We start from the raw sequence: 16154 nt of genomic DNA, 5'->3' as shown, positions 1-16154 counted from the left end.
TACTTGCAAATAGCCGCGTGTGTGTCGGCATGCACGAGATGCCAGCCGGCGGCCGATGAGTCGAGGGGGAGCGTCATGGCCGACACCGGGTGGAGGGTCGAGTACCTGAGCTGAGTCGAGGCGGCCGAGCGGTGTCGCATCCCGGTCTCGAGCTTCGACAAGCTGCGCCCGACGGGCTGATTCCCGAACCCGACGCCCGCATGGGCAAGCATCTGCTCTGGAGCGCCGACACGATCGACGAGCTGCTCGCCCGCGGTGGAACGGAATACTGATGGCCGGGCGGCCGACCAAGGACACCCCGTCGCGGGTCGATCCGCGCACGGGTCGGCCGCTGCCCGAAGGCATCCGCTGGCGCGCCGACCGCCAGCGTTACCAGATCCGCGTCGTCGGCCCGAGCGTCGAGGGCGGCGCCGCCGAGCGCTCCCGCACGTTCCTCACCCTCGCCGAGGCGAAGCGCGAGCTCGCGAAGATGGTGGCCGGTCGCAACCCGAACGGGTCGATGACGCTCGACCAGTGGTACGACAAGTACTGGCCCGCGATCGAGTCGTCCATCCGCCCGGCAACGGCCCGCAGCTACGGCGTCGCCTGGAGGCTCCGCGTGAAGCCGAGTCTCGGCCGCCACCGGCTCGACGAGATCACCTCTCCCATGATCGAGTCCGCGATGGTCGCGTGGTCGGGCGGGGCATCCGCCAAGAACGACGCGCTCGCGCTGCTCTCGCGCCTGCTCGACGGCGCTCGTCGTTCTCGGTTCATCGACTTCAACCCGGCTCGCGAGGTGAAGCGGCCGAGCATGCGCGAGTCGATCTCGCCGGTGTCGCGGGCGCTCACGCTCGAGCAGATCACCGCACTGCTCGACCTGATTCCCGATGGCGTCTACCGCCGCTACTTCGCCGCGCTCGTCTACACGGGCATGCGCGCGGGTGAGGCGACCGCGCTGCGCGTCGGCGACGTCGACTTCGGGCGCGGGGTCATCCGCGTCAGCCGGTCGCTGAGTCCGGGTATGCGCGGCGAGCTCATCGAGCAGTCGCCCAAGAGCCACAAGTCGAGGGATGTCCCGCTGATCGACGCGCTGCGTCCGTACGCCGAGGCGGCCTCGCGCGGCAAGCAGGGGAGCGACCTGCTCTTCGATGGGCCCGACGGTGGGCGCCTCACGAATCACAACGCGCGCCGCGCGGTGAACTGGGAAGAGCTGCGCGAGGCGATCGGGCGGCCCGACCTGCGCATCCACGACCTGCGGCACACGTTCGCGACGATCCTGTTCGACGCCGGCGCGACCGCGCCCGACGTGCAGGCGACTCTCGGCCACTCGAGCCTGCAGGTCACCGAGCGCTACTCTCGTGCACGCGAAGGCGTCGCGCTCCGAGCCGGTGCAGCACTGAACGATGCGCTCAAGCGAGCCGACGAAAGCACCGATTCGAGCAGAGCCAAGACCGGCACCAAGAGCCAAGCCGAGTCGGCCCATCCAGAACCGGAAATGGCACAACGCCGAACCAGGCGAACCCTTAATGGCACATCAATGACACAGCCTCACCGGCGGCCTCGCGGAATGACCCGCTGAAACAAGAAAACCCCCGGTTACCCGGGGGTTTTGATGGTGGCTCCGACCGGCATCGATCCGGTGACCTTTCGATTTTCAGTCGAACGCTCTACCAACTGAGCTACAGAGCCTCAGGGCCTGAGCCCTGATAAGGAGAAAGCCCCTTCTCTCGTAAGGGAAAGGGCTTGTCGCCTGAGCGACCCTGACGGGACTTGAACCCGCGACCTCCGCCGTGACAGGGCGGCACGCTAACCAACTGCGCTACAGGGCCTCGTGGCATCTTGCGACACCGAGGTTGTTCAATTATATGTACTGTCGTGCAGTGACCCCAACGGGATTCGAACCCGTGCTGCCGCCGTGAAAGGGCGGTGTCCTAGGCCACTAAACGATGGGGCCGGAGGGCTGTGCTGGGCACGCCCGCCGACAGCCAAGCATACGTGCACTCGGGCGAGATGGCAAAACGAGGGCAGCGGATGCCGCAACTCACGCCACGCGGCATCCTCGGACATGCGCCCGAAATGCCCGGAATGCGCTCGACTCGCGCCTATCGTGGGGCTGCCAGTGCCCGAACCGAGAGTCGATGAGCGCGGGGACCCGAGCCCGCGTGGACGGGGAACGATGTACCGCACCACAGACCGAACGCCCATCGCCCGACCCCGAACGAGCCCGGTGACCGGGGGCCGCAGGGCCGGCCCGGCAACTCGCCGAGGGCGCTCTTCACGCCGTCTCGTCGCCGTGATCGCGGTCGTCGCCGCGACGCTCCTCGGCCCGGTCATCGCGACCCCGCAGCCCGCGCTCGCCGCCACGTACCCGAGCTGGGACGAGCTGCAGGCGGCGAAGGCGAACACGGCCGCCGGTGCTGCTGCGGTCGAGCAGGTCGTCGCACTCATCGCCGAACTCGAGGCGAACGTCGAGTTCACGCGGGCAGAAGCCGAGCGCCGCACGGACGAGCTCTTCGTCGCGCAGCAGAAGTACGACGAAGCCGTGATCAGGGCCGACCAGATCCAGGCACAGGCTGATGCATCCGCCGCTGAGGCCCAGGCAGCGGAGTCGAACGCGGGTCAGGTCGCCGCCCAGCTCTACCGCTCCGGTGGCGGTGACGTCGGGGTCAACCTCTTCCTCGATGCGGGCAACGCTCAAGCCACCGAGACGCTGCTCTCCAAGCTCGGCAGCATGGAGAAGATGGTCGAGCGCACCTCGAGCATCTACGACCGAGCCCAGGAGAAGAAGAACACCGCTCAGGCGCTCAGTGGGCAGGCCGAGGTAGCACAGGCCGAACGCGAGAAACTGCGCATCGCCGCCGAGGAGGCCCTGGTCGCCGCTCAGGAAGCACAGGCGGCAGCAGAGGCCGCGCTCGCCGAATCGCAGGCGAAGAAGATCGAGCTCGACGCGCAGCTCGCGTTCCTGAAAGACACTGAGGCGAAGACGGCCGCGGCCTACCAGGAGGGCGAGCGGATCAAGCAGGAGGAGGAGCGGAAGCGCCGCGAGGAGGCGGCCCGCAGCGGATCGCCGGGTGGCGTCGCGTCGTCGGGCTGGGCGAAGCCCGCCGGTGGCCGCATCACCGGCGACTTCGGGCCGCGTTCGCCGATCTGCGCGGGCAGCGGATGTTCCGGAGACTTCCACTACGCCGTCGACCTCGGCACCGGCTGCTCGGCACCGATCTACGCGGCGAACAGCGGAGTCGTGAGGTTCTCGGGCTACTCGGGCACGTACGGCAACTACATCCAGATCGACCACGGCGGCGGTATCTGGACCGGGTACGCGCACATCCGTGACGGCGGTCGTTTCGTCGGCGCCGGCGCCTGGGTCGATGCGGGGCAGAACATCGCCTCGAGCGGAACGACCGGGGCATCCGATGGATGCCACCTGCACTTCGAGGTGTACAGCGGTGGAGGCCGTATCGACCCCCAGCCGTTCATGGCCAACCGGGGGGTCAACCTTGGCTGAGAACCGAACCAGGCCGGTGTCGCGGGTGAAGCCCGCGACCATCTTCTCGACGATCGCCGTCGGCGCGGTCACGGCGTCGGTCGTGGGGGGCGGCGTTCCGGCGATGGCCGAACCCGACTACCCGTCGTGGGGCGAGATCGAGCAGGCGAAGACCAACGAGGCGACGAAGCAGGCCGAGATCGCGCGGGTCGGCGAGTTGCTCGCCGGCCTCCAGCAGGTGGCGGATGCCGCGGTGCAGGCCTCGCAGATCGCTGCCGAGTCGTACCGCATCGCCGTCGACGAGCGCGACCGGGCGGCCGAGCGCGAGTCCACGCTCGCGCGGCAGGCCGATGAGGCCGATGCGGTCGCCGAGATCTCGAAGATGCGCGCCGGGCTTCTCGCCGCGCATCTCGCGAAGACGGCGGGCAACGACCTGAGCGCCGAGCTCGTGTTCTCGGGCGAGAGCGCCGACGGGCTGCTGAAGCAGCTCGGCATGGCGTCGAAGCTCGGTGAGCAGGCTCAGGCGGTCTACGAGCAGGCGGTCGCCGATCGCAACACCGCCGACGCCCTGCGGGCCCAGGCCGCTCGGGCTGCAACCGAGCGCACGCGTCTCGCCGCGCTCGCCGAGGCGAAGGCCGTCGAGGCGAACGCTGCTGCCGAGTCGGCGATGGCGGCGGTCACCGCGCAGGAGCAGCGCTCGGCAGAACTGTATGCGCAGCTCGCGACCCTGAAAGACACCACTGCCGAGCTCGAACGCGAGCGCGTCGAGGGTCAGGCGCGTGAGGCCGCGCGGGCCGCGCTCGAGGCGAGTCGGCCGACCACCCCGGCGCCGGCCCCAGCCCCGGCCCCGCCCGCAGGCGGCGGCGGTGGCGGGGGAGGTGGGGGAGGTGGCGGCAACGGCGGCGGCACACCCGCGCCGAACCCCGCCCCGGCTCCGCCGAACGCGGGGGCGGTCGAGTCGGCGATCTGGTTCGCGAGCCAGCAGCTCGGCGAGCGATACGGGCTCGGCGGCGCCGGCCCCGACGTCTGGGACTGCTCGGGCCTCACCCGCGCCGCCTATGCGTACGCGGGCATCGGCATCGGCAGCCACTCGGCGACGAACCAGTACCACACGCTCGCGGCCCGCGGGAAGGCGGTCTCGCTCGGCAGCGTGCAGCGCGGCGACCTGCTCTTCTGGGGTTCGCCCGGCAACTACTACCACGTCGCGATCTACCTCGGCGGCGGACGCATCCTCGAGGCACCCGACTACGGCAAGCCCGTGCGCGAGTGGCCGATCTGGGGCAGCCCCTCGGCCGCGGCGCGCCCCGCCGGCTGACCCCGGCGCCGAGAAACCCGCCGACCGAGGCCCGGGTACAGCGAAGGGGCGGGCCGCAAGGCCCGCCCCTTCTGTGAGCGGATGCCGCGAGCTCGCGGCATCCGCTCGGTTGATGCTCAGTGACCGGGGAACGCCTCGATCGCCTTGGCGATGAGCGCCTCGGCCTCGGCCGCGTTCGCCCAGCCCTCGGTCTTGACCCACTTGCCGGGCTCGAGGTCCTTGTAGTGCTCGAAGAAGTGCTCGATCTCCTTGCGGGTGAACTCGGGGATGTCCTCGAGGTCCTGGATGTGGTTCCAGCGCGGGTCGCCCGCGGGCACCGCGACGACCTTCGCGTCGCCGCCGCCGTCGTCGGTCATGTGGAAGACGCCCACCGGGCGCACCTTCACGCCCACGCCGGGGAACAGCGGGTAGTCGAGCAGCACGAGCACGTCGAGCGGGTCGCCGTCGTCGCCGAGCGTGTTCTCGAAGAACCCGTAGTCGGTCGGGTAGACGAACGTCGTGTAGAGCACGCGGTCGAGGAACACCCGGCCGGTCTCGTGGTCGACCTCGTACTTGTTGCGGCTCCCCTTCGGGATCTCGATGATGGCGGCGTACTCGCCCATGCTGGTTCTCCTCGGTTGTGGCAGCGCTGTCTGGAAACTGGCCAGCGGCCGACCTGTTCGGGGTCGGGCTCGATCGGCGGAATAAGGTTACTTGATGCCTCCTGACCAGCCGATGGATGTCTCGGGCGCGAGCCCGGCGCGCCGCCCGCGACTGACCCCGCCGATCGCCGACGTGCGCCGCGCCGTGCGCGCCGTGCTCCCGCAGCACCCGTCGTCGCAAGCTGCCCTGGCGGCAACCGAGGGGATCGTGCTCGTCGCCCTCTCCGGTGGCGCCGACTCGCTCGCCCTCGCGGCGGCCACGGCGTTCGAGGCGCCGCGGGCGGGCCTGCGTGCCGGTGCCGTCATCGTCGACCACGGGCTGCAGCAGGGCTCGGCGGATGTCGCGGCCTCCGCGGCGGCGACCGCTCGCGAACTCGGGCTCGACCCGGTGGTCGTGCGCCGCGTCGAGGTGACGGGCGAGGGCGGCCCCGAGGCATCCGCTCGCGATGCGCGCTATGCCGCGCTCGACGCGGTCGCCGCCGAGACCGGTGCCACGCTCGTGCTGCTCGGCCACACCCTCGACGACCAGGCCGAGACCGTGCTGCTCGGCCTCGCCCGGGGCTCCGGTGCCGCGAGCCTCGCGGGCATGCCCAGCAGGGCCGGCCGTTACGTTCGCCCGCTTCTCGGAATTCGTCGTGCGACGACGCGGCAGGCCTGCCTTGACGCCGGGCTGACCCCGTGGGAAGACCCGCACAACACCGACCCCGCCTATGCGCGCGTGCGCGTGCGCGAACGGGTGCTGCCGGTGCTCGAGGCCGAACTCGGGCCGGGCATCGCCGAAGCGCTCGCCCGCACCGCCGAGCAGCTGCGCGAAGACGACGCGGCGTTCTCGGAGCAGATCGACGAGTTCATCGAGGAGATCTGCGACCCCGCCGAGGCCGGCATCGCGATCTCGGTAGGGGCGCTCGCGGCGAACCCGGCGGCGCTGCGGCAGCGCATCATCCGGCACGTCGTGGGCAGCGAGTTCGGCGTCTCGCTCACTCGCGGGCAGACCCTCGAGGTGGCGCGCCTGGTCACCGACTGGCACGGACAGGGGCCGATCGACCTGCCCGGCGGGGTGCTCGCCACCCGGGCCGGAACGCACGTCGTACTGAGCACGAGCGGCTCGACCGAGGTGCTCCCGCACGATCACTGAGCCGGCAGCGCGTAGGCTCGACGCATCCGTTCGTCGTCATAGAAGGAGCATGAATGTACGCCCGCGAGATCGAGGCCGACCTCACCGAGGTGCTCGTCACCGAAGCCGAGATCCACGCGAAGCTCGCCGAGCTCGCCCGCCGCATCGAGGCCGACTACGAGGGCAAAGACCTGCTGCTCGTCGGCGTGCTGAAGGGCGCGGTCATGGTCATGGCCGACCTCGCGCGCGAGCTGCGTCCGCACGTGAACATGGACTGGATGGCCGTCTCCTCGTATGGCGCGGGCACCCAGTCGTCGGGCGTCGTGCGCATCGTGAAAGACCTCGACACCGACCTCACGGGTCGCCACGTGCTCATCGTCGAGGACATCATCGACTCGGGCCTGACCCTCAGCTGGCTGCTCGGCAACCTCGAATCGCGCGGTGCCGAGTCGGTCGAGATCTGCGCGCTGCTCCGCAAGCCCGACGCGGCGAAGGTCGACGTGACGGTCAAGTACCTCGGCTTCGACATCCCGAACCAGTTCGTCGTCGGCTACGGCCTCGACTACGCCGAGCAGTACCGCAACCTCCGCGACGTCGCGATCCTCGCGCCGCACGTCTACAGCTGAGCCCGTCGACCGGGGGCTGACGCGGCGGCACAGCCCTCAGCGAACATCCGGCCGCCGTGCGGCGACTGCAATGTAACCTGTGAGCACCATGAACATCAAGAAGATCCTGCGCGGGCCGATCATCTACATTCTGCTCGCGATCGTCGCGGTGTGGATCGGCTCGAGCCTCATCACCGCCTCGGGGTTCAAAGAGGTTTCGACGCAAGAGGGCCTCGAGCTGCTCGAAGACGGCAAGGTCGCCTCGGTCAAGATCGTCGACGGTGAGAACCGCGTCGACCTGACCCTCGATAAGGCCGACGAAGAGCTCGGCAAGCAGGTGCAGTTCTACTACGTCACCCCGCGCGGCCCCGACGTCGTCGCCGCCGTCGACGACGCCGACCCCAGCGACGGCTTCAACGACGAAGTGCCCCAGCCGAACTGGCTCCTCTCGATGCTCGGCATCCTGCTGCCCCTCGTCTTGATCGGCCTCTTCTTCTGGATCATGCTCTCGGGCATGCAGGGCGGCGGCAACCGCGTCATGCAGTTCGGCAAGTCGAAGGCGAAGCTCGTCTCGAAGGAGAGCCCCAAGGTCACGTTCGACGACGTGGCCGGCGCCGACGAGGCGATCGAAGAACTCCACGAGATCAAGGAGTTCCTGAAGGAGCCGGCGAAGTTCCAGGCCGTCGGCGCTCGCATTCCCAAGGGCGTGCTGCTCTACGGCCCTCCGGGCACCGGCAAGACGCTGCTCGCCCGCGCGGTCGCGGGTGAGGCCGGAGTGCCCTTCTACTCGATCTCGGGCTCCGACTTCGTCGAGATGTTCGTCGGTGTCGGTGCATCCCGTGTGCGCGACCTCTTCGAGCAGGCGAAGCAGAACGCGCCCGCCATCATCTTCGTCGACGAGATCGACGCGGTCGGCCGCCACCGCGGCGCTGGCCTCGGCGGTGGGCACGACGAGCGCGAGCAGACGCTCAACCAGCTGCTCGTCGAGATGGACGGCTTCGACCCGAAGACGAACGTCATCCTCATCGCGGCGACGAACCGCCCCGACATCCTCGACCCCGCGCTGCTGCGCCCCGGCCGGTTCGACCGCCAGATCGGCGTCGATGCACCCGACCTGAAGGGCCGCCAGAAGATCCTCGAGGTGCACTCGAAGGGCAAGCCCCTCGCCAACGGCGTCGATCTCGAGGTGCTCGCGCGCAAGACGCCCGGCTTCACCGGTGCCGATCTCGCCAACGTGCTCAACGAGGCCGCGCTGCTCACGGCTCGCTCCAACGCGCAACTCATCGACAACCGCGCGCTCGACGAGGCGGTCGACCGGGTGATCGCCGGCCCGCAGCGCCGCTCGCGCGTCATGAAAGACAAGGAGAAGCTCATCACGGCCTACCACGAGGGCGGACACGCACTCGCGGCGGCGGCGATGAACTACACCGACCCCGTCACGAAGATCACGATCCTGCCGCGTGGCCGCGCACTCGGCTACACGATGGTGCTGCCCCTCGAAGACAAGTACTCGGTCTCCCGCAACGAGCTGCTCGACCAGCTCACCTACGCGATGGGCGGCCGTGTCGCCGAGGAGATCGTCTTCCACGACCCCTCGACCGGTGCCTCGAACGACATCGAGAAGGCCACGTCGACCGCGCGCAAGATGGTCACCGAGTTCGGCATGAGCGCGAACGTGGGTGCCGTGAAGCTCGGCCAGTCGCAGGGCGAGGTCTTCCTCGGCCGCGACATGGGCCACCAGCGCGACTACTCCGAGCGCATCGCCGAGCGCGTCGACGCCGAGGTGCGAGCGCTCATCGAGCAGGCGCACGACGAGGCCTGGCAGGTGCTCAACGAGAACCGCGATATCCTCGACAAGCTCGCGGCCGAACTGCTCGAGCAGGAGACGCTCGACCACAAGCAGATCGCCGAGATCTTCACGGACGTCAAGAAGCTGCCCGAGCGCCCGCTGTGGCTCTCGAGCGACAAGCGGCCGGTTTCCGACCGCCCGCCGATCTCGTTCCCGACCGAGAAGATGCCGATCGACCAGGGCGCCGTCGACGGCGGCGTCGACTCGGGCGAGCTGCCCGTCGACGAGGAGCCCGCGGCCCGCTCGCCTCGCTCGAACCCGCGGCCCGCCACGGCGTAGCCGCCGGTCGATCGAAGTCCGTCGACCCGAAGAAGGGGAGCCATGGCCGGAGTGGACGCCGAGCGCATCGAGCGCGCGGTGCACGAGATCCTGCTCGCGATCGGTGAAGACCCGACCCGGCCCGGACTCGAGCGCACCCCGCAGCGGGTCGCCGAGGCCTACGCCGACTTCTTCGGCGGCCTCGACGTGGACCCGCTCAGCCACCTCGCCGACACGGTTCCGATCGGGGCGACGGATGCCGGTGTGCCGGCGACCTCCGACGCGGTCATCCTCCGCGATCTCGCGTTCCGGTCGGTCTGCGAACACCACCTCCTGCCGTTCGTCGGCACGGCGCACGTGGCCTACCTGCCCGGCGATCGCGTCGTCGGGCTCGGCCGCATCCCCGCTGTCGTCGACACCCTGGCGCGCCGGCCGCAACTGCAGGAGCGCCTCGCCGAGGAGATCGCCGACACCCTCGTGGCCGGCCTCGACCCCAAGGGCGTGCTCGTCGTGCTCGACGCCCAGCACCGCTGCGTGACGACTCGGGGTTCGCGCCAGGAGCGCAGTTCCACGGTGACGATCGCGAGCCGGGGCGCCCTGTCGGAGCCTGCCGCGCGCAGCGAGATCATCACGCTGATCGGGGCGCAGGCCCATGCCTGAACGCACGCTCGTCATGGGTGTCGTGAACGTCACCCCCGACTCGTTCAGCGACGGCGGGCGCTGGTTCGACACCGATGCCGCGATCGCGCACGGACTCGAGCTCGTCGCCGACGGCGCCGATCTCCTCGACGTCGGCGGCGAGTCCACCCGCCCGGGTGCCGCCCGCGTCGCCCCCGAAGAGGAGCTGCGCCGGGTCGTGCCCGTGATCCGCGAGCTCGCGGGTCGCGGCATCCGCGTGAGCGTCGACACGATGCGGGCCGACACGGCGCTCGCCGCCGTCGAAGCCGGCGCCCAAATCATCAACGACGTCTCGGCCGGGCTCGCCGATGCCGCCATGGGCTCGATCGCCGCCGAGACCGGCGCCCGGTACGTCGCGATGCACTGGCGGGGCCACTCCGATCGCATGGACTCGCTCGCCGAGTACGACGACGTCGCCGTCGAGGTGCGCGACGAGCTCGCCCGGCGGGTCGACGCACTCGTCTCGGCCGGGGTCGCACCCGAGAAGCTCATCCTCGACCCCGGACTCGGCTTCGCCAAGCGCGGCGAGCAGAACTGGCAGTTGCTCGCGCGCCTCGACGTGCTCGCCGAGCTCGGCCTGCCGGTGCTCGTCGGCGCCTCGCGCAAGCGGTTCCTCGGCGCGATGCTGCCGAGCGAGGCATCCATCACCGACCGCGACCTGCCGACCTCGGTCGTCAGCGTGCTCTCGGCGCAGGCCGGCGCCTGGGCCGTGCGAGTGCACGACGTGCGGGGCACGCGTCTCGCCCTCGACGTTCTCGGAGCGTGGCAGAGTGGACGACGTGACTGAACTGCGCAATCGCCGGTGGGGCGACCGGATCACCCTCACGGGGCTTCGCGTGCGCGCGCACCACGGCGTGTTCGACTTCGAGCGTGCCGACGGCCAGGAGTTCGTGATCGACGTCTCGGTCGCGGTCGACCTGTCTGCAGCCGCCGCCGACGACCGACTCGACCGCACCGTGCACTACGGCGAGCTCGCCGAGGCCGTCGTCGCCGCCGTCGAACGCGACCCGGTCGACCTCATCGAGACCGTCGCCGAGCGCGTCGCGTCGGTCGCGCTCGGCTACGCCGCCGTCGACGAGGTCGAGGTCACCGTGCACAAGCCGCAGGCACCCATCAGCGTTCCCTTCGCCGACGTGGCCGTCACGATCGTGCGGGGGCGGGCATGACGCGCGCCGTCATCGCCTTCGGGGCGAACCTCGGCGACCGCGAGACGACGATCGCCGCGGCTGTGCGCGAGATCGCCGAGACCGATGGCGTCGAACTCGTCGCCGTCTCGCCCGTCTACGAGACGCCGGCGATCAAGGACTCCGGGGTCGACGGTGATGCGCCGCGGTACCTGAACGGCGTGGTCGTCGTCGAGACGACGCTCGACCCGCACGCGCTGCTCGACGTGCTGCAGCGCATCGAGCTCGAGCACGGCCGGGTGCGAGCCGAGCACTGGGGCGACCGCACCCTCGACCTCGACCTCGTCGACGTCGACGGCGTGGTGCTCGCGAGCGACCGGCTGGTGCTGCCGCACCCGCGTGCATGGCAGCGGGCGTTCGTGCTCCAGCCGTGGCTCGACGTCGAGCCCGATGCGGTGCTCGCCGGGCGCGGACCGATCGCCGCGCTCCGCGCCGAGGCGACCGACGAGGTGGTGCGCCGATGAAGCGCACGCACGCCAGCGTGATCATCGCCTTCGTGCTCGCGGGGCTCGTCACCGGCTACCTCCTCGATCTCGCGATCGTCTCGAACGGGGCGAAGGCGATCGTGCCGCCGATCTCGCTGCCGATCACGCTCACGGGCGTGGCCGCGCTCGTGGTGGCCTTCGCCTGGCCCGTTCGGCGCGCCGTGAAGGGCAAGGCGACGAAGCACCTCGACCCGTTCCGCGCCATGCGCACCGCGGTGCTCGCCAAGGCCTGCAGCCTGAGCGGCGCGCTCATCCTCGGCTTCGGTCTCGGCATCACCCTGTTCCTGCTGACCCGCAGCGTCGTGCCCTCGGCCTCGACCGTGTGGCTCGCCCTCGCGACGGCGATCGGCGCGGCAGTGCTCATGGCCGGCGGACTCGTCGCGGAGTTCTTCTGCACCCTGCCGCCCGACGACACCGACACCGAGAAGGAAGAGCACGCACATGCCTGAGTCGCCCGGACTCCAGCCCGAAGAGACCGTGCACGACGAGCCGACGCGCCCCGAGGCATCCGACGCCGTCGTCGCTGAAACGGCCGACACCGGGTGGCAGCGCGTCTCGCCGAAGTACGTCGTCGTCGAGGTGATCGGCTCGATCATCGGCATGCTGATCTTCGTCGGGGCGGCGCTCGCGGCCTACTTCCTCCTGCACTGGCAGTGGACGATCTGGCTCGCGATCGCGATCGCCGTGGTCTCGCTCATCGGCATCGCGTTCGAGCCGCGCCGGGTGCGGTCGATCCAGTACCGCCTGCGCGCCGACGACCTGCTCTTCCGCCGGGGCATCATGTTCCAGCGTCAGGTGGCGGTGCCCTACGGGCGCATGCAGCTCGTCGACATCACCCGCGGGCCGGTCGCCCGGGCCCTCGGCCTCGCCGACCTCAAGTTCGTCACGGCCGCCGCCGCATCGGCGGTGACCGTGCCAGGGCTCCCGATGGCGGAGGCCGACCGGTTGCGCGACGAGCTCGTCGCCCTCGCCGAGTCGCGCCGGGCGGGGCTGTGAGCGGTCTCGAGCGCCCGCAGGGAGTGGTGAACCTCGCCGACGGCGAGTGGCACCGCCTCCACCCGGCGAGTCCGCTCCTGCGCGGAGGACTCGTGTTCCTCGCCGTGCTGGGGTTCGTGATCGCGAACCTGCGCGAACGGCTCATCGACATCTTCCTGACGATCTTCGCGCCGGGCACGGGTGAGCAGGTCGACGACGAGTACACCGGCTGGCGCCAGGACTGGGCGAACGACCCGGTCGGCGGCATCGTCTCCAACGGCCTCGTCGGCTGGGCGCTGCTCGGGCTCGCGGTCGTCATCATCGCCGTGATCGTGGGCTTCTGGCTGTCGTGGCGCATGCACACGTTCCGGGTGACGCACGAGGCGGTCGAGGTGCGCAGCGGCATCCTGTTCCGCTCGCATCGCAGCGCGCGGCTCGACCGCATCCAGGGCATCAACGTCAACCGGCCGCTGTTCGCCCGACTCTTCGGCACCGCGAAGCTCGAGGTCTCGGTCGCCGGGCAGTCGGCGAACGTGCAGCTCGCCTATCTCGGCTCGGCGCTCGCCGACGCCCTGCGCGCCGATGTGCTGCGCCTCGCCTCGGGCGCGCGAGCAGAGCGCACGCAGGGCCGGCCCGCCATGCCTGGCGAGACACTGCCCGCCGCGAGCGAGGCGCAGTCGGGTGCTGCCGAGGCGCAGGCGGGTGCTGCCGAGACGCAGCCCGGCGCCGCCCCCACCGAGGCGCCCGCCGTCACCCGAACCCCGCCCGTCACCGCCCGGGCCGGTGCGCTCGTCACCCAGCGCGTCGACGAGTTCCTCGCGCCCGAACTCGACCCCGATCTCGCTCCGCCCGAGTCGGTCGTGCACCTGCCGCTCGGACGCGTGGTCGGCTCGACCCTGCTCGGCGGGTCGACGATGTGGGGGATCATCCTCGTGGCGATCATCGTGGTCGGCGTCACGACCCGCCAGGTGTGGGTGCTCTTCAGCTTCGTGCCGGCGGCGATCGGTCTCGTGAGCTACACGTGGTCGCGCATCACGAGGTCGCTGCGGTACTCGATCGCCGGAACGCCCGACGGGGTGCGCATCGGCCACGGCCTGCTCTCCACCGCCAACCAGACGATCCCGCCGGGGCGCGTGCACGCGATCGAGGCGACCCAGTGGGTCTTCTGGCGGCCGTTCGGCTGGTGGTCGGTGCGCATCAACGTGGCGGGCCAGTCGATCTCGGCGTCGGGTGATGCCGCGCAGCGCACCGTCGTGCTGCCGGTCGGCACGGCGGCCGACGTGCACCGGGTGCTCGCCCTGCTGCTTCCGGATGCCGCGGCCGACGTCGAACCGCTCGTCGATGCCGGCCTCATCGGCCGGGGCGGGGCCGGCGGGTTCTCGACCACGCCGAGGCGTGCGGCGTGGCTGCGACCGTTCTCGTGGCGTCGCATCGGCCTGGCCGCGGCCTCGGGGGTCGCCGTCATCCGGCGGGGTGCGCTCGTGCGCAGCCTGAGCCTCGTGCCGCTCGCCCGCATGCAGTCGGTCGCCCTCTCGGTCGGGCCCGTCGAACGGGCACTCGATCTCGCGACGCTGCGGCTGCACACGGTGACCGGTCCGGTCACGGCCGTGCTGCCCGTCGCCGACCGATCCGAGGCGACCGCGCTCTTCGAGCATCTCTCGCACGAGGCGGTCGAACGCGCGGCGAGCGACACCTCGCACCATTGGGGGGCGGCGGCGACATCGCCCGTGATCGCGACCGAGCCCGCCACCGCGACCGCGACCGCGACCGAGCCCGCCACCGCGATCGCGACCGGGCCCGCGACCGAGTCCTCTCCCCACGGAACGGAACCCGGCCGTGTCGGCTGAACGACCGGGCAGGCTCGGAGTCGGCACCATCGGCGCCGGACGGGTCGGCGCCGTGCTCGCGTCGGCGCTCGCGGGCGCCGGCCACGCGCTCACCGGCATCTCCGCGGTCTCCGACTCGAGCCGGGAGCGGGCCGCGACGATGCTGCCGTCGGTTCCCGTGCTGCCGATCCCCGAGATCGTCGAACGCAGCGAGCTCGTGCTGCTCGCCGTGCCCGAGGCCGAGCTCGGCCCCCTCGTCGCCGGCCTCGCCGAGGCCGGCGTCTGGCAGCCCGGGCAGCTCGTGCTGCACACCGCGGCCCGGTTCGGCACCGGCGTGCTCGATCCCGCCCGGCTCGCGGGGGCGATTCCGCTTGCTGTGCACCCGGCGATGAGCTTCACTGGCACGAGCATCGATCTCGCCCGCCTGCCCGGCACCTGGTTCGCGGTCACCGCCCCGGCTCCGGTGCTGCCGATCGGTCAGGCGCTCGTCGTCGAGATGGGCGGCGAACCCTTCATCGTCACCGAGCACGACCGGGCGGCCTACGGCGAGGCGATCGACACCGCGGTGTCGTTCTCGAGCGCGATCGTCGACCAGGCCAGCGGGCTGCTCGACGGCATCGGCGTCGGCCGGTCGGGTGCGGTGCTCGCGCCGCTCGTGCGCAGCGCCGTCGAGAACGCGCTCGCGAGGCACGACAGCGGAGCGTACGCCGAAGGTGCCGATACGATCGACGAGGCCGATACCGACTGGCCGCTTGGGGGTGGCGCGTGACCGAGGTCACCGCGGGCACACGCGTGGTGCCGACGATCAGCGAACTCCGAGGCCTCCTCGCCGAGCGACGCGCGGCCGGGGCATCCGTCGCCCTCGTGCCGACCATGGGCGCACTGCACGCCGGCCATCTGGCGCTCGTCGCTCGCGCCCGCCAACTCGCCGACGTCGTGGTCGTGTCGATCTTCGTGAACCCGCTCCAGTTCGGTCCGGGCGAAGACCTCGACCGCTACCCGCGCACGCTCGACGCCGACGTCGCCGCGCTCGAAGGACTCGGCGTCGAGTTCGTGTTCGCCCCGGCCGTCGCCGAGATGTATCCGTCGGGCGAGGTCGACACCACGCTCCGGGCCGGGCGGGTCGGCTCCCTCTACGAGGGCGCGTCGCGGCCGGGCCACTTCGACGGCATGCTCACCGTCGTCAGCAAGCTGCTGAACATCGTCAGCCCCGATGCCGCCGTCTTCGGGCAGAAAGACGCCCAGCAGGTCTTCCTCGTGCGCCGCATGGTGCGCGATCTCGACGTGCCGACCACGATCGACGTGGTGCCGACGGTGCGCGAGGCCGACGGACTCGCGCTCTCGAGCCGCAATCGCTATCTCGATCCCGCGCAGCGCCAGGCGGCGCTCACCCTCTCCGAGGCGCTCAGGGCAGCGGATGCCGCGGCGACCGACGGACTCGCCGAGGTGCTCGCCGAGGGCGCCGCCGCGCTCGGCGACCACGACGACGTCACGCTCGACTACCTCGTGGTCGTCGACCCCGAGACCTTCCTTCCGGTGGCAGACGACGCGCGCGGTGCGGCCGTCGTGCTCGTGGCGGCGCGCGTCGGCGCGACCCGGCTCATCGACAACGCAGCCATCACCCTCGGCTGACGCCCCGCGCGCCCCGCGCGCTGCGCCCCGCGGCTCAGCAGTAATGCACGCTCTGGCCCGCCTATTCGGTGCGTTTCTGCTGACTCGATGGGACTTCGCGCGGGTACGGCCCCGGAACGCGCCCAAGTA

General features: G+C 71.0%; 17 protein-coding genes and 3 tRNA genes. 16 read left to right on the top strand and 4 right to left on the bottom strand.

Annotated features, from left to right (window positions below):
* Nucleotides 1-131: 131 nt before the first annotated feature.
* Both DCE93_RS14630 and DCE93_RS11905 read left to right on the top strand, forming a co-directional pair.
* Nucleotides 132-272: a hypothetical protein gene (locus tag DCE93_RS14630; protein WP_168186217.1), complete on the top strand. Its 141-nt coding sequence runs from the start codon at nucleotides 132-134 to the stop codon at nucleotides 270-272.
* Nucleotides 272-1558 (top strand): tyrosine-type recombinase/integrase, encoded by a 1287-nt coding sequence (locus DCE93_RS11905; protein ID WP_108596063.1) that lies wholly within the window; start codon nucleotides 272-274, stop codon nucleotides 1556-1558. The genes DCE93_RS14630 and DCE93_RS11905 overlap by 1 nt, the downstream gene beginning before the upstream one ends.
* A gap of 34 nt (nucleotides 1559-1592) precedes the next feature.
* On the opposite strand, the gene DCE93_RS11900 is transcribed toward DCE93_RS11905, so the two are convergent.
* The 3 genes from DCE93_RS11900 to DCE93_RS11890 form a co-directional block, all read right to left on the bottom strand.
* Nucleotides 1593-1668, bottom strand: a tRNA-Phe gene (locus DCE93_RS11900).
* Nucleotides 1669-1734: 66 nt separating this feature from the next.
* Nucleotides 1735-1808 (bottom strand) — tRNA-Asp (locus DCE93_RS11895).
* A gap of 52 nt (nucleotides 1809-1860) precedes the next feature.
* A tRNA-Glu gene (locus DCE93_RS11890) sits at nucleotides 1861-1933 on the bottom strand.
* A 339-nt stretch (nucleotides 1934-2272) separates the two neighbouring features.
* On the opposite strand from DCE93_RS11890, the gene DCE93_RS11885 reads away from it, so the two are divergent.
* Together DCE93_RS11885 and DCE93_RS11880 are read left to right on the top strand one after the other, a co-directional pair.
* Nucleotides 2273-3484, top strand: a complete 1212-nt coding sequence (locus DCE93_RS11885; RefSeq protein ID WP_244284162.1) for a M23 family metallopeptidase — start codon at nucleotides 2273-2275, stop codon at nucleotides 3482-3484.
* On the top strand, nucleotides 3477-4778 hold the full coding sequence (locus DCE93_RS11880) for a C40 family peptidase (RefSeq protein ID WP_146184989.1): 1302 nt from the start codon (nucleotides 3477-3479) through the stop codon (nucleotides 4776-4778). Before DCE93_RS11885 ends, DCE93_RS11880 begins: the two co-directional genes overlap by 8 nt.
* A 116-nt stretch (nucleotides 4779-4894) precedes the next feature.
* On the opposite strand, the gene ppa is transcribed toward DCE93_RS11880, so the two are convergent.
* Entirely contained in the window at nucleotides 4895-5380 is a 486-nt protein-coding gene (ppa, locus tag DCE93_RS11875; RefSeq protein ID WP_108596061.1) for an inorganic diphosphatase, read from the bottom strand.
* 94 nt (nucleotides 5381-5474) lie between these two features.
* Between ppa and tilS the strand changes: the two genes are divergently transcribed.
* The 12 genes from tilS to panC all read left to right on the top strand — a co-directional run bounded on the left by tilS (nucleotide 5475) and on the right by panC (nucleotide 16025).
* On the top strand, nucleotides 5475-6554 hold the full coding sequence (gene tilS, locus DCE93_RS11870) for a tRNA lysidine(34) synthetase TilS (protein ID WP_244284161.1): 1080 nt from the start codon (nucleotides 5475-5477) through the stop codon (nucleotides 6552-6554).
* Nucleotides 6555-6607: 53 nt separating this feature from the next.
* On the top strand, nucleotides 6608-7159 hold the full coding sequence (hpt, locus tag DCE93_RS11865; protein WP_108596059.1) for a hypoxanthine phosphoribosyltransferase: 552 nt from the start codon (nucleotides 6608-6610) through the stop codon (nucleotides 7157-7159).
* A gap of 88 nt (nucleotides 7160-7247) precedes the next feature.
* Entirely contained in the window at nucleotides 7248-9266 is a 2019-nt protein-coding gene (gene ftsH, locus DCE93_RS11860) for an ATP-dependent zinc metalloprotease FtsH (RefSeq protein WP_108596754.1), read from the top strand.
* A 42-nt stretch (nucleotides 9267-9308) separates the two neighbouring features.
* Entirely contained in the window at nucleotides 9309-9905 is a 597-nt protein-coding gene (folE, locus tag DCE93_RS11855) for a GTP cyclohydrolase I (protein WP_108596058.1), read from the top strand.
* The gene (gene folP, locus DCE93_RS11850; RefSeq protein WP_108596057.1) at nucleotides 9898-10710 is read left to right on the top strand and encodes a dihydropteroate synthase; all 813 of its coding nucleotides are present in this window, start codon (nucleotides 9898-9900) and stop codon (nucleotides 10708-10710) included. The genes folE and folP overlap by 8 nt, the downstream gene beginning before the upstream one ends.
* Complete coding sequence (gene folB / locus DCE93_RS11845; protein WP_108596753.1) at nucleotides 10703-11089, top strand: dihydroneopterin aldolase; 387 nt, start codon at nucleotides 10703-10705, stop codon at nucleotides 11087-11089. Before folP ends, folB begins: the two co-directional genes overlap by 8 nt.
* Nucleotides 11086-11571 carry a 2-amino-4-hydroxy-6-hydroxymethyldihydropteridine diphosphokinase gene (folK, locus tag DCE93_RS11840; RefSeq protein WP_108596056.1) on the top strand — a complete coding sequence of 162 codons (486 nt, stop codon included), beginning with the start codon at nucleotides 11086-11088 and terminating at the stop codon, nucleotides 11569-11571. The genes folB and folK overlap by 4 nt, the downstream gene beginning before the upstream one ends.
* The gene (locus tag DCE93_RS11835) at nucleotides 11568-12041 is read left to right on the top strand and encodes a DUF3180 domain-containing protein (RefSeq protein WP_108596055.1); all 474 of its coding nucleotides are present in this window, start codon (nucleotides 11568-11570) and stop codon (nucleotides 12039-12041) included. The genes folK and DCE93_RS11835 overlap by 4 nt, the downstream gene beginning before the upstream one ends.
* A complete protein-coding gene (locus DCE93_RS11830; protein WP_108596054.1) occupies nucleotides 12034-12588 on the top strand; it encodes a PH domain-containing protein in 555 nt (184 codons plus the stop codon). Before DCE93_RS11835 ends, DCE93_RS11830 begins: the two co-directional genes overlap by 8 nt.
* Nucleotides 12585-14414, top strand: coding sequence for a PH domain-containing protein (locus DCE93_RS11825; protein WP_146184988.1), 1830 nt, complete (start codon nucleotides 12585-12587; stop codon nucleotides 14412-14414). Before DCE93_RS11830 ends, DCE93_RS11825 begins: the two co-directional genes overlap by 4 nt.
* On the top strand, nucleotides 14404-15162 hold the full coding sequence (locus DCE93_RS11820; protein ID WP_108596052.1) for a Rossmann-like and DUF2520 domain-containing protein: 759 nt from the start codon (nucleotides 14404-14406) through the stop codon (nucleotides 15160-15162). The genes DCE93_RS11825 and DCE93_RS11820 overlap by 11 nt, the downstream gene beginning before the upstream one ends.
* Nucleotides 15159-16025 carry a pantoate--beta-alanine ligase gene (gene panC / locus DCE93_RS11815; RefSeq protein WP_108596051.1) on the top strand — a complete coding sequence of 289 codons (867 nt, stop codon included), beginning with the start codon at nucleotides 15159-15161 and terminating at the stop codon, nucleotides 16023-16025. Before DCE93_RS11820 ends, panC begins: the two co-directional genes overlap by 4 nt.
* Nucleotides 16026-16154 lie beyond the last annotated feature (129 nt).

This window comes from Agromyces badenianii, assembly GCF_003070885.1.
Lineage (GTDB): Bacteria > Actinomycetota > Actinomycetes > Actinomycetales > Microbacteriaceae > Agromyces > Agromyces badenianii.
Note: the sequence above shows the minus strand (reverse complement) of the source record. Positions and strands in the feature narration are given on the sequence as shown.

Bases quoted from the DNA above. Each gene is read 5' to 3' on its own strand.
- DCE93_RS11905 (WP_108596063.1), top strand. From the start codon at position 272: ATGGCCGGGCGGCCGACCAAGGACACCCCGTCGCGGGTCGATCCGCGC.
- ppa (WP_108596061.1), bottom strand. From the start codon at position 5,380: ATGGGCGAGTACGCCGCCATCATCGAGATCCCGAAGGGGAGCCGCAAC.
- tilS (WP_244284161.1), top strand. From the start codon at position 5,475: ATGCCTCCTGACCAGCCGATGGATGTCTCGGGCGCGAGCCCGGCGCGC.
- hpt (WP_108596059.1), top strand. From the start codon at position 6,608: ATGTACGCCCGCGAGATCGAGGCCGACCTCACCGAGGTGCTCGTCACC.
- ftsH (WP_108596754.1), top strand. From the start codon at position 7,248: ATGAACATCAAGAAGATCCTGCGCGGGCCGATCATCTACATTCTGCTC.
- folE (WP_108596058.1), top strand. From the start codon at position 9,309: ATGGCCGGAGTGGACGCCGAGCGCATCGAGCGCGCGGTGCACGAGATC.
- folP (WP_108596057.1), top strand. From the start codon at position 9,898: ATGCCTGAACGCACGCTCGTCATGGGTGTCGTGAACGTCACCCCCGAC.
- folK (WP_108596056.1), top strand. From the start codon at position 11,086: ATGACGCGCGCCGTCATCGCCTTCGGGGCGAACCTCGGCGACCGCGAG.
- DCE93_RS11835 (WP_108596055.1), top strand. From the start codon at position 11,568: ATGAAGCGCACGCACGCCAGCGTGATCATCGCCTTCGTGCTCGCGGGG.
- DCE93_RS11830 (WP_108596054.1), top strand. From the start codon at position 12,034: ATGCCTGAGTCGCCCGGACTCCAGCCCGAAGAGACCGTGCACGACGAG.